Annotated in this window: 14 protein-coding genes; 11 read left to right on the plus strand and 3 right to left on the minus strand. The window is 74.4% G+C overall.

Features of this window, described 5'->3' with window-relative positions:
* The first annotated feature begins 115 nt into the window (after window positions 1-115).
* The 8 genes from ACQPXD_RS14440 to ACQPXD_RS14475 all read left to right on the plus strand — a co-directional run bounded on the left by ACQPXD_RS14440 (window position 116) and on the right by ACQPXD_RS14475 (window position 9,165).
* Complete coding sequence (locus ACQPXD_RS14440; protein ID WP_432838570.1) at window positions 116-2,125, plus strand: helix-turn-helix domain-containing protein; 2,010 nt, start codon at window positions 116-118, stop codon at window positions 2,123-2,125.
* Between the two features lie 92 nt (window positions 2,126-2,217).
* Window positions 2,218-3,525, plus strand: a complete 1,308-nt coding sequence (locus tag ACQPXD_RS14445; protein WP_432838572.1) for a hydroxymethylglutaryl-CoA reductase, degradative — start codon at window positions 2,218-2,220, stop codon at window positions 3,523-3,525.
* Between the two features lie 59 nt (window positions 3,526-3,584).
* The gene (locus tag ACQPXD_RS14450; RefSeq protein ID WP_432838574.1) at window positions 3,585-4,508 is read left to right on the plus strand and encodes a hydroxymethylglutaryl-CoA lyase; all 924 of its coding nucleotides are present in this window, start codon (window positions 3,585-3,587) and stop codon (window positions 4,506-4,508) included.
* Window positions 4,505-5,725 carry a CaiB/BaiF CoA transferase family protein gene (locus tag ACQPXD_RS14455; protein ID WP_432838576.1) on the plus strand — a complete coding sequence of 407 codons (1,221 nt, stop codon included), beginning with the start codon at window positions 4,505-4,507 and terminating at the stop codon, window positions 5,723-5,725. Before ACQPXD_RS14450 ends, ACQPXD_RS14455 begins: the two co-directional genes overlap by 4 nt.
* Window positions 5,725-6,543 carry an FAS1-like dehydratase domain-containing protein gene (locus ACQPXD_RS14460; protein WP_432838578.1) on the plus strand — a complete coding sequence of 273 codons (819 nt, stop codon included), beginning with the start codon at window positions 5,725-5,727 and terminating at the stop codon, window positions 6,541-6,543. The genes ACQPXD_RS14455 and ACQPXD_RS14460 overlap by 1 nt, the downstream gene beginning before the upstream one ends.
* Before the next feature lie 10 nt (window positions 6,544-6,553).
* Window positions 6,554-7,210, plus strand: coding sequence for an FMN-binding negative transcriptional regulator (locus ACQPXD_RS14465; protein ID WP_432838580.1), 657 nt, complete (start codon window positions 6,554-6,556; stop codon window positions 7,208-7,210).
* 1 nt (window position 7,211) lies between these two features.
* Window positions 7,212-8,081 carry an alpha/beta hydrolase gene (locus ACQPXD_RS14470; RefSeq protein WP_432838582.1) on the plus strand — a complete coding sequence of 290 codons (870 nt, stop codon included), beginning with the start codon at window positions 7,212-7,214 and terminating at the stop codon, window positions 8,079-8,081.
* A 187-nt stretch (window positions 8,082-8,268) separates the two neighbouring features.
* Window positions 8,269-9,165, plus strand: coding sequence for a siderophore-interacting protein (locus tag ACQPXD_RS14475; RefSeq protein WP_432838584.1), 897 nt, complete (start codon window positions 8,269-8,271; stop codon window positions 9,163-9,165).
* Here the strand turns inward: ACQPXD_RS14475 and ACQPXD_RS14480 are convergent.
* On the minus strand, window positions 9,125-10,342 hold the full coding sequence (locus ACQPXD_RS14480; RefSeq protein ID WP_432838586.1) for an MFS transporter: 1,218 nt from the start codon (window positions 10,340-10,342) through the stop codon (window positions 9,125-9,127). The genes ACQPXD_RS14475 and ACQPXD_RS14480 overlap by 41 nt on opposite strands.
* A 122-nt stretch (window positions 10,343-10,464) precedes the next feature.
* Between ACQPXD_RS14480 and ACQPXD_RS14485 the strand changes: the two genes are divergently transcribed.
* The 3 genes from ACQPXD_RS14485 to ACQPXD_RS14495 all read left to right on the plus strand — a co-directional run bounded on the left by ACQPXD_RS14485 (window position 10,465) and on the right by ACQPXD_RS14495 (window position 12,912).
* Complete coding sequence (locus tag ACQPXD_RS14485) at window positions 10,465-10,902, plus strand: hypothetical protein (protein WP_432838588.1); 438 nt, start codon at window positions 10,465-10,467, stop codon at window positions 10,900-10,902.
* Window positions 10,903-10,939: 37 nt separating this feature from the next.
* A complete protein-coding gene (locus ACQPXD_RS14490; protein ID WP_432838590.1) occupies window positions 10,940-11,692 on the plus strand; it encodes a TetR/AcrR family transcriptional regulator in 753 nt (250 codons plus the stop codon).
* Between the two features lie 134 nt (window positions 11,693-11,826).
* A complete protein-coding gene (locus tag ACQPXD_RS14495) occupies window positions 11,827-12,912 on the plus strand; it encodes an ABC transporter substrate-binding protein (RefSeq protein ID WP_432838592.1) in 1,086 nt (361 codons plus the stop codon).
* A 117-nt stretch (window positions 12,913-13,029) separates the two neighbouring features.
* Here the strand turns inward: ACQPXD_RS14495 and ACQPXD_RS14500 are convergent, their stop codons facing one another.
* On the minus strand, window positions 13,030-14,781 hold the full coding sequence (locus ACQPXD_RS14500) for an ABC transporter ATP-binding protein (RefSeq protein ID WP_432838594.1): 1,752 nt from the start codon (window positions 14,779-14,781) through the stop codon (window positions 13,030-13,032).
* Window positions 14,778-15,479 carry an ATP-binding cassette domain-containing protein gene (locus tag ACQPXD_RS14505; RefSeq protein WP_432838596.1) on the minus strand — a complete coding sequence of 234 codons (702 nt, stop codon included), beginning with the start codon at window positions 15,477-15,479 and terminating at the stop codon, window positions 14,778-14,780. The genes ACQPXD_RS14500 and ACQPXD_RS14505 overlap by 4 nt, the downstream gene beginning before the upstream one ends.
* Between the last annotated feature and the right edge of the window lies 1 nt (window position 15,480).

The raw sequence follows: 15,480 nt of genomic DNA on the forward strand, positions 1-15,480 counted from the left end.
GCCGGGCCGCGTCCCCCCTGTCACGGATCGGCGGGCAGGATCGGCCCAGCCAAGACCTTGCCTGCACCGGCGGGGGTGGGCATATGGTGTCCGCACCCAGGAAGAGGGGGATCCGATGGAGGAATCGCCCAAGGTCACAGCTATCGCCACGATCGTCGCCGCGGCGGGCGGCAGCGTCGCGGTCGGCCCGCGCGAGCTCGCCGCCGCGCTCGAACAGCTGGGTCTGGACGCGGCCGGGTCCGCCGGCGCCGCGGACGCGGTGCATCGCGCGCACCGCGAGAGCGTGCGCCTGCGCCGCCGCGAGCAGGAGCTTGCCGCGCTGTTCTCCAGCGCCCGCGAGCTGGCCGAGGTCCGCGACAGCGACCTGTTGCTGGACCGGCTGGTCAACCGGGCCCACGACATCATGGGCTTCGACGTCACCTACCTCTCCGTGCTGGACCAGGACACGCTGGAGCTGTATGTGCGCCGCACCGTCGGCTCGATCAGCGACGAGTTCCAGAACCTCGTCGTGCCCGCCGGTCGGGGGTTGGTCAGCGAGATCGTCGAGTCGCGCAAGGCGCGCTGGGTCGGCAACTACGACTCCTATGTCCGGTACCGGCATGAGCCGACCGTCGACCGGGCGGTGGCGGCCGAGGGGCTCGTGTCGCTGCTCGGCGTGCCGATGCTCACCGGCGCCGACGTGCTGGGCGTGCTGTTCGTAGCGACCCGGCGGGAGGCGGTGTTCACGCCGGAGCAGATCTCGTTGCTCTCGGCGCTGGCCGACCACGCGTCGATCGTGCTGCAGACCGCGGACATGCTGCGGAGCCTGCGCCGCTCCGAGGACGAGGCGCGCCGGGCGCTGGAGCGGCTCACCGATCACCTGGCTGAGCGGGACCGGGCCAACACGGTCCACCAGGAGCTGGTGCAGGCGGTCCTGCGCGGCGGCGGCTTCGGCCAGATCGCCGGCACCCTGGCCCGGGCGCTGGCCCGCCCCGTCACCATCATCGACGCCGCCGGGCGGGTGATCGCCGACTCCCAGCGCATGGCGCCCGCCACGACCCTGCTGACGCCGGGCCGCGAGGTCGCCGCCGCGATCGACGCCAGCCGGACGTCGGGGCTGTGCGCGCCGGTCGAGGGCGACCCGGCCACGGCAGCGGTGTCGGCGATGACCGCCGGGACGGACCACCTCGGCACGCTGTTGCTCGGCCCCGGCGACTTCGAGCTCGGCCCGGTCGACCGGCGCACGATCGAGCGGGCCGCCCAGGTCTGTGCCCTGGTCGAGCTGCAGATCAAGGCGGTGGCCGACACCGAGCGGCGGCTGCAGACCGAGCTCGTCGTCGACCTGCTGGAGGCGTGGCCGGAGCGTGGCGAGGACGTCACCCGGCGGGCCCGGTCGTTCGACGTGACGCTGGCCGAGCTGGACACGGTGCACGTGTTCGCGGTGCCGGGCCAGGCCCGTCCGGCCGCGCTGCAGGCGCTCATGCAGGCGCTGCGCCGGCACGGCCTGGTCGGGGAGTATCGCGGCTACATCGTCGCGATCGTCGGCTCGGACACCGTGGCGCGCGGCGGCCGGGGTGCGCGGGCGCCGATCTCGGTCGAGGGGATGCGGGAACGGATCACCCAGCAGGTCGGCGTGCCCGCCCTCGGCGTCACCGCCCCGCCCGCCGGATCCCCGGCCCAGCTGGGGGAGCGGTTCGTGCTGGCGGCGCGCACGGCCCGGCTGCTGGAGGCGATCGGCGCGACCGGCCGGTGCGTGACCACCGACGAGTACCTGCCGTATGCGACGATCTTCGACGCGGACGCCCGCTCCCTCACCGCGTTCCTCGACACCACTATCGGCGCGGTGCGCGCGCACGACCGGGAGAAGGGCACCGAGCTGATGCCCACCCTGCGGGCCTTCGTGCGCTGCAACGCCAGCCCGACCCGGACCGCGCGTATCCTGCGCTTCCACACCAACACCGTGCTGCAGCGCCTGGACCGGCTCTCGGCGATTCTCGGCGCCGACTGGCGCGACGACGAGCGCTACTTCCGCATCTCGGTCGCCGTGCGCCTCGACGAGCTGGCCGGCGGGCTGGCGGACGGCGCGGCACCGGGCGGCAACGGCGACAGGTTGAACAGCACACGATCCACGGCCAATCGTGGGTGAGCGCTCCATTCCAGGTGCCTGCGCCGCGGCCTAACTTTTGGCTGACGAACGACCGCCCCGCCGCGGCCGTCGCCGAGAGCGAAGGAGCTGCCGTGGCCGCCACCAGCCGAGTGCCGGGATTCAAGGACCGCACGGTCGAGGAGCGCCGGCGCATCGTCACCGAGCACACCCGGATACCGCGGGGGGATCTCGCCGCCCTCGACCCCGCTGCCGGCCTGAGCCTCGCCCAGGCCGACCACATGATCGAGAACGTCGTCGGCACGATCGGGATCCCGGTCGGCGTCGCCACGAACTTCACCGTCAACGGGCGGGACCGCCTCGTGCCCATGGCCACCGAGGAGCCCTCCGTGGTGGCCGCGGCCAGCAATGCCGCGCGGATGGCCCGCGACCACGGCGGCTTCCGCACGTCCAGCACCGGCTCGGTCATGATCGCCCAGATCCAGTTGGTCGACGTCGTCGACCCGTATGCGGCGCGGGCTCGCATCCTGGAGAGCACGGCCGAGATCGCCGCGCTCGCCGACGCGCAGGACCCGATGCTGCGCTCTCTCGGTGGCGGCGTGCGCGGCGTGGACGCCCGGGTGGTGGACACCCGCGCCGGGCGCCACGTGATCGTGCACCTGACGGTCGACGTCCGCGACGCCATGGGCGCCAACGCGGTCAACACCATGGCCGAGGCCGTCGCGCCGCGCCTGGCCGAGCTCGGCGCGGGCCGCGCGCTGCTGCGCATCCTCAGCAACAAGGCCGACCTGCGGCTGACCCGGGCCCGGGCGGTGTTCGACGCCCAGCAGCTCGGCGGACCGGCCGTGGTCGACGGGATCGTGCAGGCGTCGGCGCTCGCGGAGGCCGATCCCTACCGGGCGGCCACCCACAACAAGGGCATCATGAACGGCGTCACCGCCGTGGTGCTCGCCACCGGCAACGACACCCGGGCGGTCGAGGCCGGCTGCCACTCCCACGCCGTGCAGAACGGACGGTACTCGGCCCTGTCGCGCTTCGAGAAGGACGCCACGGGCAACCTCGTCGGGACGCTGGAGCTGCCGCTGGCGGTGGGACTGGTCGGCGGGGCGACGCGGGCCCATCCGGCGGCCCGGGTGGCCATCGCCATCCTGGGGGTCGCGACCGCGACGGAGCTCGCCGACGTCATCGCCTCCGTCGGGCTCGCCCAGAACCTCGCCGCCTGCCGGGCCCTGGCCGCCGAGGGCATCCAGCGCGGCCACATGTCACTGCACGCGCGCACGATCGCGGCCTCGGCCGGCGCCGGTCCCGACGAGATCGCCGCGGTGGCCGCCCGGCTCGTCGCCGATCGGCAGATCCGCGCTGAGCACGCCGAGCGGGTGCTGCGCGGACTGCGGGGCGAGGGCGACCCGGCGGCACCGGCGGCCGGGACGGCGCTGTCGTGACGCCGCGGTGGCGGCCGGAACCCATCGCCTTCCGTGCCCCCGGCGGCCTTCCCGAACAGGTGACGGTCTATGAGGTCGGACCGCGCGACGGGCTGCAGGCGGAGCCCGGTGTGGTACCCACGGCGGTGAAGGCGGAGCTGTGCCGCCGACTGGCCGCGGCCGGCGTCCGCCGCCTTGAGGTCACCAGTTTCGTGGCGCCGCGCTGGGTCCCCGCGCTGGCCGACGCCGAGGCGCTCATGGGGCAGCTGCGTGGCCGGCTCGACGCCGAGACGGTCTGCCTGGTGCCCAACCGTCGCGGACTGCAGCGAGCCGTCGCGGCCGGCGCCACTGAGGTGGCGGTCCTCACCAGCGCTACCGACACGTTCGCCCGGGCCAACCTCAACACCGATCGGGACGGCGCGCTGCGCGCCGCAGTCGAGCTGACCGGGCTGGTGCTGGACGCGGGCCTGCGGGTGCGCGGCTACGTCTCGATGGCCTTCGCCGACCCGTGGGAGGGCCCCGTGGACCCGGCCGCCGTGGCCGGGATCGGCGCCGCCCTGCACGGGGCCGGCTGCCGCACCGTCTCGCTCGGCGACACGATCGGCGCCGCCACCCCGGGCCACGTCACCGCGGTCGTGGCCGCGCTCGGCGCGGCAGGGGTGCCGACCGGTGCGCTCGCGCTGCACGGGCACGACACCTACGGCCAGGCCCTGGCGAACGTCTACGCCGCGCTGCTGGCCGGCGTCACCGAGTTCGACGCCTCCGTCGGTGGCCTGGGTCGCTGCCCGTACGCGCCCGGCGCCACCGGCAACCTTGCCACCGAGGACCTGGTGTGGATGCTGCACGGGCTGGGCATCGCCACCGGGCTCGACCTGGACCAGCTGGTACGCACCAGCGCCTGGCTGGCCGCGCGGACCGGACGGGCGGGCATCGCCTCCCGCGCCGCCACCGCGCTGCTCGCCGCCGACGCGAGCGCAACCGAGACCGAGGGAGCCGCCACATGATGCCGACCGGATCCGGGGGCGCCCTGGCCGGCGTCGTCGTACTCGACCTCTCCCGGGTGCTGGCCGGTCCGTACTGCGGCCAGATCCTGGCCGACTTCGGGGCCACCGTCATCAAGATCGAGAGTCCCCGCGATCCGGACGTTGCCCGCGGGTTCCCGCCGTTCCTGCGCCACGGCGAGGAGGAACTGTCGGGGTACTTCGCGCAGTACAACCGCGGCAAACTCGGTGTCACGCTGGACCTCGCCACCGACGGCGGGCGGCGCGCGCTGGTCGACCTCGCCCGCAAGGCGGACATCGTCATCGAGAACTTCCGCCCCGGCACGATGGACAAGCTCGGCATCGGCTACCCGGTGCTGCGCGAGGTCAACCCGCGGCTGGTGTACACCGCTATCTCCGGCTACGGCCAGACCGGGCGCAACCGCGCCAAGCCGGCGTTCGACTCGACCGCGCAGGCGGCCGGCGGGCTGTGGTCGATGAACGGTGCCCCCGGCGAGGTGCCGGTGCGGGTCGGCACGGTGCTGGGAGACCTCGCCGCGACCCTGTTCGCGCTCACCGGGACCCTCACCGCGCTGCGCCACGCCGAGCGCACGGGCGTGGGCCAGCTGGTCGACGTGGCCCAGGTCGACAGCGTCATCGCCCTGACCGAGAACGCCATCGTCAACTACACGGTCGACGGGGCCGTCGCCGCACCCGCCGGCAACCGCCACCCCTGGGTCCGGCCCTACGAACTGTTTCCTTGCGCCGACGGCCACGTCTTCTTCGGTGGCTACACCGACAAGCTGTGGCGGGTCAGCTGCGAGCTGTTCGGCACCCCGGAACATGCCACCGACCCCGAGATCGACACCATGCGCAAGCGGTTCGACGAGGAGGTCTACGAGCGGCGGGTCCGCCCGATCGTGGTGCACTGGTTCGCCGGCCGCACCAAGGCCGAGCTCGAGGCCATGGCCGGCGAGACGGTCCCGCTGACCGCGGTGCGCACGATCGACGAGATCGTGCAGGACCCCGGCACCGCCGACCGGGAGATGGTCATCAGCGTCGCGCACGACGAGTTCGGGCCGGTGCGCATGTTCGGGCAGCCGGTCAAGCTCAGCGCGACGCCGGCCGACGTCACCCGGCGGGCCAACCGCCTCGGCGAGCACACCGAGCTCGTGCTGTCCACCGTCGCCGGCTACGACACGGCGACGATCAAGGAACTACGCGAGGCAGGAGCGATCTGATGCCGCTGAGCAGCATCGTGGACACCATCCGGCGGGAACCGGCGCGGGCCTACCGCGACACGTTCGCCCCGGACGACCCGGCCGAGCCCGACCTCCTGCCGCCCGGATGGCACAAGCTCTACTTCACCCAGCCGGTGCCGCTGGACCGGCTGCGCCCCGACGGCACCCCCGCCGCGGACGGGATCGTGCCGGACGTCGGGCTGCCGCGGCGACTCTACGCGGGAGAGGAACTCATCCTCCACCGTCCGATCCGCTTCGGCGAGACGCTCGAACTCGCCACGAAGCTCGGCGACGTGCAGCACAAGCAGGGCGGGAGCGGGCGGCTGGTCATCGTGACGCTGGAGAGCAGCATCCTGGCCGGCGCCGAGATCGTCACCACGATCCGCCAGTACGACATCTTCCTCGGCGCGCCGGACCCCGGCGACCCTCCGCGAACGCCGCGCGTGACCGCGGGACCCGCCCAGCGGGACTGGGTGTGGCACACCGAGCTGACGCTCACGCCGGTGCACCTGTTCCGGTTCTCGGCCCTGACCTTCAACAGCCACCGCATCCACTACGACCCCGACTGGACCCGCCAGGTCGAGGGCCAACCCGGGCTGCTCGTGCACGGCCCGCTGCTCGAACTGCTGTTGCTGGACTTCTGCGCGCGCAACGCCCCCGGCCGCACGATCGCCCACTTCGTCATGCGCGTCGTGGCACCCACCTATGTGGACACGCCGGTGCGGCTGGTCGGCATCCCGAGCGATACCGGCGCGCGGCTGTGGGCGCTAGACCCCAAGGGCGACGTGCTCGTCACCGGCGAGACCGACTGGCTGTAGGAGGCGGGCGATGCGACACAATCCCGACTACGCGCTCACCGACCCCGGCACGGTGAAAGCGCTCATCCGCGGCAACCCCTGGTGCACGTTCGTCAGCCACGTGCCGGGCCGCGGTGTGGTGGCCTCCCACTACCCGGCCATCCTGGAAGAGTCCCCGCCGGGCGGCGCCGACGACGGGATCGTGCTGCTCAGCCACGTCGGCCGGCCCGACGAGGCCGCCCACGAGCTGGGCCGGCACGAACTGCTGGCCATCGTGCAGGGCCCGCACGGCTACATCTCGCCCGGCTGGTACCGGCGCGGCGCGGCCGTGCCGACCTGGAACTTCACCGTCGTGCACGCCTACGGCACCCCGGAGCTGCTCGGTGACGAGGAGAACCTCGCCGTCCTGGACCGGCTCGTGGACCACTTCGAGCTCCGCCTGCCCGAGCCGTTCCGGCTGAACGGGCCGCCAGGCAACAGCGCCTACGCCCGGTCGATCGTGCGCGGCACGGTCGGGTTCCGGTTGCGTGTCACCCGGTTCGAGGCCAAGCAGAAGATGAGCCAGGACGAGCCGGCCGATGTCGTCGAGCGGGTCATCCACGCCCTCACCCAGCCCGGGCCGTACCGCAACCCGCGCCTGGCCCGGTACATGTCACTGATACACGGGCTCAACCTCCAGGACGCGTGACGTGGACAGCGACGCGCTGGAACTGCGGGCGGCGGTCGACACCGACCTCGCCCGCATGTTCGCCGCCCTGCCGGTCGCCCCCGGCGTCGTCGTGGAGGAATACTCGGCGAAGGCCGCGGACGGCACGATGCTGCCGCTGCGGTGGTACCGCCGCGCAGGCTCCGCCGCGGCGTCGGCGGTCGTGTACGTCCACGGCGGCGGCATGATCTGCGGCTCCCCGGACCTCTACGACCCGGTCGTGCGCCTGTACGCCGGCCGCAGCGGCGTGCCGTTCCTCGCGCCCGGCTACCGGCGGGCGCCGGAGGCGCGCGGCAGCACCCCAGTGGAGGACGTCCACACCGCGCTGCGGTGGCTGCACGACCACGCCGGATCCCTGCGTATCGACGTCGGCCGCATCGCCGTCATGGGCGACAGCGCCGGCGGCGGCCTGGCGGCCGGCGCCGCCGTGCTGGCCCGCGAGCACGGGCCTCGGCTCGCCCGGCAGATTCTCGTGTACCCGATGCTCGACGACCGCACGACCGCACCCGACCCGGTACTGGCCCCGCTCGCGACCTGGACCTACGACTTCAACCGCATCGCCTGGCGCGCACTGCTCGGCGACGACATCGGCGGCGCGCGGATCCCGCCCGCCGTGGCGCCGGGCCGGCTCACCGACTTCCGCGGGCTGCCACCCGCCTACGTCGAGGTGGGCGAGCACGACATCTTCCGCGACGAGTCGATCGCCTACGCCGGTGGCCTGCACGCCGCCGGCGTCTCGTGCGAACTGCACGTCCATCCCGGCAGCCCGCACGGCCACGACTGGCGGGACCCGCAGGCTCCGGCCGGCCGCCGCGCGATCGCCGACCGCCTCCGTGTGATCGGCTCGCTGTAACCGTGGACCGTGGACACACCAACTCGACAAGGTTAGGCTACCCTAATATCGTGCGGACGAGCCGACCGGTGGGCCGCGCGTTCGCCGCGCCCACACGGGTCCCACCGGCCTGGTGACGGCGATGCTCGGTATCCCCCTGTTTCGTCTGGCTGCTGTGGCGCTCCGCGTCCGGATCGGTGTGTGAGCAATGGAACTGCCGTACCTGACCTTCCGCGCCCGGGTGGGGGCGCTGACCCGGCTGAGCCCGTCGTTCTTGCGGGTGACGTTCGCCGGGCCGGACTTGTCGCGCTTCGCCGACCACGGGCGCGATCAGCGGATCAAGCTCATCTTCCCGGCCTCGGCCGGCGGGTACGCACACCTGCCCGAGGGCTCGGACTGGTACTCCCGCTGGCGTGAACTGCCGCCGGAGCGGCGCCCGCCGTTACGCACCTACACCGTGCGGGCGGTGCGGCGGGCGGTGAGGGAGGTGGACGTCGACGTGGTGCTGCACGGCGACGGCGGTCCGGCCGCGCGCTGGGCGAACCGGGCTGTGGTCGGCGACGACATCAGGTTGCTCGGGCCCAACGCTCACTACGGCGGGGAACCGGGCGGGATCGAGTTCCGTCCGCGCCACGCCGGCGTGCCGCTGCTGCTGGCCGGCGACGAGACCGCGGTGCCGGCGATCGGCTCGATCCTGGCCGGGCTGCCGGCCGGGGCGCGGGGCGAGGCGCTGCTGGAGGTGCCCTACGAGCGTGACGCGCTGCCGCTGGCCGGGCCGGCCGGGGTGCGGGTGACCTGGCTGGCCCGTGAGGGCGCGGCGTACGGCGCGCGGCTGGTGCCCGCGGTGGCCGAGGCGGCCGCCCGGCTCACGCTCGCGCCCAGATCGGCCGTCGGCGATGACCTGGACGACATCGACGTCGATGCCGAGATCCTGTGGGAGGTACCGGAGCCCACTGCGGTGCCGGCCGGGGTGTACGCCTGGCTGGCCGGCGAGGCGGGCGTTGTCAGGACGCTGCGCCGGCACCTCGTCGCCGAGCGGGGCTGGGACCGCCGTTCGGTGGCCTTCATGGGCTACTGGCGGACGGGCCGGGCGGAGTCGGCGTGAGCGTGCCGGCGGGGCCCGTCCGCCACGAACGCCGAGCGGCCTGGGCCTGGTCGTCAAGCGTTGCGGCCGGCCTCGGCCGGTGGCGCAGGAGCAGTGATGTCGCCGCCGCTGCGCACGCGGCGGCCGCGCCGATGTAGGGCAGCGCGGGGCCGACGTCGAAGGCCGCTCCGGCGGCGATCGGGGCGACCACGCGGGCGGCCGCGGCGGCGGACTGGCCGATGCCGAGCGTTCCGCCGACGTCGGCGCGATTGGACCCGGCGATGAGGCTGGCGGCGGCCGTGGACAGCAGACCGTGCCCGACGGCCATGGCGCCGAGGCTGGCGTAGGCCAGCCAGTCGGGGGCGAGCGCCAGCGCGAGAAGGCTCGCGCCGAGGGTGGCGGCTCCGGCGGCTGCGGTGTTCCGGTGGCCGTAGCGGTCGCTGAGGCGTCCGACGAGGGTCGCCTGGGTCACGGCGACGGCTACGCCGACCGCGGCCAGCATCAGGCCGAGTGTGCCCGGGCCGTCACCGAAGCGGTCCAGGACGAGCAGTGCGAGGGTGGTCTCCATGCCGGCGAACGCGCACATGCCGAGAAACACGGCGGCCAGGATGCGAGCCAGCCGCGGTTGCCGGGCGGCCCGGACCAGCCGGCGCACCCGGGTCCGCAGCCCGGACGGCGGCGACGACGCCGGGACCGGTCCGCCGCGGGGCAGGAGTGTCCAGCCGAGCACGCAGTTGGCCAGCGCCAGCGCGGCGGCCGCCAGGCAGCTGCCCGCGAAGCCGATGCCGGCCGCGGTCAATGCCGCGCCGAGGGCTGGACCGGCGATGAATCCGGTCCCCACGGCGGCGCCGACCAGACCGAGGGCGCGGGTGCGTCGCCCTGGCGGAACGAGGTCGGTGGCGTAGGCCTGTCCGACTGCGATCGCCCCGCCGCAGCCGCCGGCAAGGACTCGCCCCGCCAGCAGCATGGCCAGGGAGCCCGCGGCTGCGGTCAGCCCCATGCATACCGCGGAGCCGGCCAGCGTGAGCAGCAGCACCGGTCGCCGGCCGTGCTGGTCGGACAGGGACCCGAGCAGGGGCGCCGCGACGAACTGCGCCGCCGCGTAGGCGGTGAGCAGCAGCCCGACCCAGGCGCCGGAGCCGCCCAGGTGCTCGACGTGGTACGGCAGCGACGGCAGCACGATACCGAAGCCGGTCATGTCCACGAAGACGGCGGCGCAGACGACCGCCAGTACTCCGCGCCGGGTAAGCGAGTCACCGCCGCGATCGGCTGTGCTCGCGGACGAATGCCGACCCGGCGCCCGGGCTGGTGCTGCTCGGCGTGGGTGCCGGGCTGACCGCGCCGCACCTGCTCGACGTGGCCGTCGGCGTGGTGCCGCCGCAGCGGGCCGGCATGGCCTCCGGCGCGGCGAACACGTTCTTCCCGCTCGGCACCGCGACCGGCGTCGCCGTCTACGGCGCCGTCCTGGCCGGCCGAGTGGACCGCCGGCTGCCCGACGAGGCTCTCGCCGGGCTCCCGATCAGCCCGCAGCAGGTGCGGGCGCTGGTCGCGGCCGGCCGGTTCGACCGGCTCGCCGCGCTGCCCCAACCGATTCGGCAGGCTGCCCGGACCGTGTTCACCGACGGGCTGTCGACCGTGTTCACCGTCGCCGGCATCGCCGGCCTGGTGGCCGCGGTGGCCGGGCTGCTGCTCATCCGCGCGGCCGACCAGTTCCGCGCGGAACCCGAGCCGGTGGCCGACGAGGCCACCGCCGCATGACGCGCGCGGGCCGGACGGCGCTTCGTATGCTGGTGCGGTGGGCACGGCGGGCGGCAGCGGGCGGCGCACCGGCCGCCCCCGTACGCTGGACCCGGAGCGGATCGTGGCCGCCGCCCGCGAGGTCGGAGTCGCCGAGTTCACCATGCCGGCGGTGGCCGGGCGCCTCGGGGTCAGCCATTCCACGTTGTACCGGTACTTCGCCGACCGGGACGACCTCTCCCGGGCGGTGATCGACCGCATCGTCGCGGAGCAGGCATGGCCGCAGCCGCGCGGGGACTGGCGCACCGCCGTCACCGACTTCGCCGCCGCGCTGTGGGCGGCCTTCGCGGCCAGTCCGGGCCTGGCCCAGGCGACGTGGGAGGCCACCACCATTCCCGATGCGATCGTGCCGGTGCTCGAGGCCCTCGCCGCGCACATCGTCGCGCACGGCTTCACCCCGGCCGACGCGGCGCTGCTGCTCGACTTCGTCTCCGACCTGGCGCTGAGCACGTTCATCCTAATGAGCCACCTCGACCGCCCGGCCCGGGACACGCCGGGGGCGCCGGCGGTCCGGGAGACCTACCGCCAGGGGCTCACCCGCCTCGGCGTCGTCGGGCCGCAGATCCCCGACGAGATCTGGCACGGCCGCGGCTGGTTCGACGAGAAGACGGCGATCTTCCTCGACGGCTTCGCCCTGCGCCGCGGGCGTCACCGGGCGGCCGATCGTGCCCATCCTGTCCCGGATCTGGCCGGCGACGGTGCCGGCGCGGCGCCCGGCCACCCGCCGGCGACCGAGGTCGAGGGCCGGTAGGCAGGGGCGGGCCACTGGCCCGTCACGGCGGCCGCCTCCTTGGTCGGGCTGTGCGCCAACGGCGTTCCTACCTCACACCGGAACGCAAAATTAGGTTAGCCTAACCTACTCATGTCACTGAAGGAGCGCACACCATGACCCTCTCCCTCCTCGGCTCGCCGGGACGCCCCGACGTCGGCCCCACCCGTGACACCGGGCTCGATCAGCGGTTCGCCGCGATCGTCGACGAGCTCACCCGGCGGGGTCTCCTCGCTGGAGCACTGGGCACGGCGGCGCTGGCGGGCCTGCCGGCGTGCGGCGGTAGCGACCCGGCACCGGCACGCGGCGGCGGTTCGTGGAGCTTCACCGACGACCTCGGTCGCACCGTTCGTCTGGACCGTGCGCCGCGGCGGATCGTGGCGCTCAACGACCTCCTGGCCGCGACGCTGTGGTCGCAAGGGCTCCACACGATTGTCGGCGCACCGCTCTACACCGGCAACGCCTACATCCTCGACGCGGGCGGTGTGAGCGCCGCCGAGCGCGCCCGGATGACACCGGTCAGCGGGACCGCCGGGCCCGACCCGGAGAAGGTGGCCAAGGCCGCGCCCGACCTGATGGTCACCATCGCCGACTCGGTCGAGAACTCCCTGGTGACCGCGATTCCGGCGCTCGCGAAGATCGCGCCGTGGATCGGGATCAACGCTCAGTCGGCCGGCTTCGAGGCCATCATGGCCTCCGGAGCCCGCCTGCTGGGCGCGCTGGATGTCGAGGAGGCGGACCTGTCCGCCAAGGCCGACTACGACACGCAGGCCGCGCGCCTGCGTTCCGCCCTGGCGGCGAAGCCGGGCCTGCGGATCGGCTTCGTCTTCACCGCCGATGCCAACGGCATCGAACTGATGGGCGCCGAGCAGTGGCCGTGCCTGCTCACCCTCGGGGGCCTGGGCGCCAACCTGGCGAAGATCTCCGGCTCCGACCCCTACTTCCAACAGGTCAGCTGGGAGAACGTCGCCGATCTGCCGCTGGACCTGGTGGTCTACACCGAGGGGGAAGGCGGTCAGCCCGACGTTCGGCAGCGGCCGTGGAACCAGCCGACCTGGCAATGGATGCCGGCGATCAAGAACGGCCAGTACCTCAACTCCGGCCAGAACTGGTACGTCTACAACTACGCCACCTTCGCCGGGCTGCTGCGCGATCTCGCCGATGCCGTCGGCAAGGCCGTCCCGGGCATCGGCCCCCGCTGAGCCGTCCGTGGACCATCGCGTTCGGGGGGTCGGCGCGTAGGCCGGGGCGCCGAATTGCCTGGCGGTCGCGTCGCTCCCCCGCCCGTTGGTCCGGCGCGGGAGCGCGGACTCGAGCCGTCAGGGTGATCGTGACCAGGCGCCCCACAGCTCGGCGTAGCGGCCGCCGGCCTCCAGCAACTCCTCGTGCGTGCCGTGTTCGACGACGCGTCCGTCCGCCATGACGAGGATCGTGTCGGCGGTCGTGGCCTGGGAGAGGCGGTGCGCGACGATGACGGCGGTGCGGCCGTGCACGGCGGCGGCGGCCGCCCGGTCGAGCGAGCGGGCCGTGTCGCTGCCGCCCTCGGCCGTGGCCTCGTCGAGCACCACCACGGGTGCGTCGAGCAGCAGCAGCCGGGCCAGCGCGAGGTGCTGCGCCTGGCTGGCGGTCAGCGCGGCGCCGCCCGGGCCGACCGCGGTGTCGAGGCCGTTGGGCAGGGTCGCGACCCAGCCGGCGCCGACCGTGGCGAGGGCGGCGTGGAGCTCGCTCGCCGTCGCGTGCGGGGCGGCGAGGCGGAGGTTGTCGGCGACGGTGCCGGCGAACAGGTGCGTCTCCTGGGTGACGAGGGCGACAGGGACGCGTCGCTCGTCGTCGGTCGGCTCGCCGGCCCGGGTGCCGTCGAGGGAGACCGTGCCGCCGGTGGGATGCCGGAGCCCGGCGATGAGGGACGCCAGGGTCGACTTGCCCGATCCGGTGGCGCCGATGACGGCGACTCGGTGGCCGGTGGGCAGCTGGAAGGTGATGTCGTGCAGCACCTCGGGCCCGCCGGGATAGCCGAACCGGACGTGGTCGAGCTCGACCGCTCCGCGGCCGGCGGGCGTGGTCGTCTGCGGCGGCGAACCGCTGCCGAGGGTGGTGATGCCGACCAGCCGGGCGAGCGCGGCGGCGGCCTGCTGGATGCCGTCGAAGACGCCCAGCACGGTGTTGATCGGGTTGAACAGGCGGGCGAAGAACAGCGCGGCGGTGGTCGCCGATCCGATGTCGGCGAGGTCGCCGCGGACCAGGAGGTAGGCGGTGAGCAGGATCGCGCCCAGGCCGATGAACTCGGCGAGGTTGAGCCGGCCGTAGAAGCGGGTGGCCGCGCGGACCGCGCGGACCTCGTACTCCATCGACTCGGCCGAGGCCGCCGCGATGCGGTCGCGCTGCCGCGGCCCGAGGCCGAGCGCCCGCAGCGTGGGCAGTGCGGTGAAGCCGGCCAGCATCGCCGCGGCCCGCCGCCCGTCGGCGACCCGGCCGGCGGCGTAGATCGGCCGCGAGGTGCGCAGATACCAGCGCAAGGTGTGGGCCTGCACGGGCACGGCCAGCAGGCCGGCCAGCGCGAACGCCCAGTCGAGGCTCGCCAGTCCGACCAGGGTCGAGGCGATCGCCAGGCCGGCGCGCAGGAAGCCGCCCAGGGCGCCCTCGGCGGTGCCGTTCACCCGCTCCGCGTCGCCGGCCACCCGTGCGACGAGGTCGCCGGTGCCGCCGGCCTCGATCGTGTCGACCGGCAACCGCACCGCAGTGCCCAGGGCGTCCTCGCGCAGCCGGGCCACCGCGGGCAGCACCAGCCGGGCCAGCAGCACCGTGGACGCCCAGCCGGTGACGGTCGCGGCGACCGCCGCGCCGACGAGCAGCACCACCGGCACGACGAGGGCGCCCGCGTGGCGGTGCGCCGCGACCGCCCCCGTGATCCGGCCGATCGCGACCGGCCCGGCCAGGCTCAGCGCGCTGTCGGCGATCATCACGGCGAGGGCGGCGGCGAGCCAGTGCTCACGCCCCCGTAGTAGGCCGCGCAGGTAGCCGCGGACCTGACGGGCGGTCGCGACGGGCAGCAACGCCCGCGGCCGGTTCATCGGGTCACCGCGTCGCGGTAGGTGGGGCTCGCGGCCAGCAGGTCCGCGTGGGTACCGCCGCTGCACCCCGACCGGTGCAGAAACATCACCTGCCGGCACCGGGCCAGCCACGCCGGGCTGGTCGACACGATGAGCGTGGTGCGTTCGCCGCGCAGTTCGGCGGTGCCCCGGGCGATGCGGTCCTCGGTCGCCGCGTCCACCGCGGTCGTCGGCTCGTGCAACACCAGCACCGGCGGGTCGGCCGCGAGGACACGGGCCAGAGCGATGCGCTGGCGCTGCCCGCCCGAGAGCGTCTCACCGCGGTCCCCGACGCCGGTGTGGTCGCCGTCCGGTGCCGCGTCGACGACCTGGTCGGCGAATGCCGCCCGGGCCGCCCGGCCGACGGCCGCCGGGTCGTCGCTCAGCGCGGCGAGGTTGTCGGCGATGGTGCCGGGCAGCAGGACCGCGTCGTGCGGGGCGGCGAGCACCGTGGCCCGCAGCGCCGGCAGCGGCAGTGTCGCGATGTCGCGGCCGTCGAGGAGGATTCGCCCGCCCTCCGGGTCTCGTTCCCGGGCCAGCAGCGCCGGCACCGCGGCCGCGGCGACCGGGTCCTCGCATACCAGGCCGGTCATCCCGCCCGGGTACACCGTCGCGGTGAGGTCGGCCCGGCTCCCGGCCGGCCGGACCGCCTCGAACCGCAGGGCCGCTACGCCTCCCATC

The organism is Dactylosporangium sp. CA-092794 (assembly GCF_050948465.1).
In the GTDB taxonomy this organism is placed as follows: Bacteria; Actinomycetota; Actinomycetes; order Mycobacteriales; family Micromonosporaceae; genus Dactylosporangium.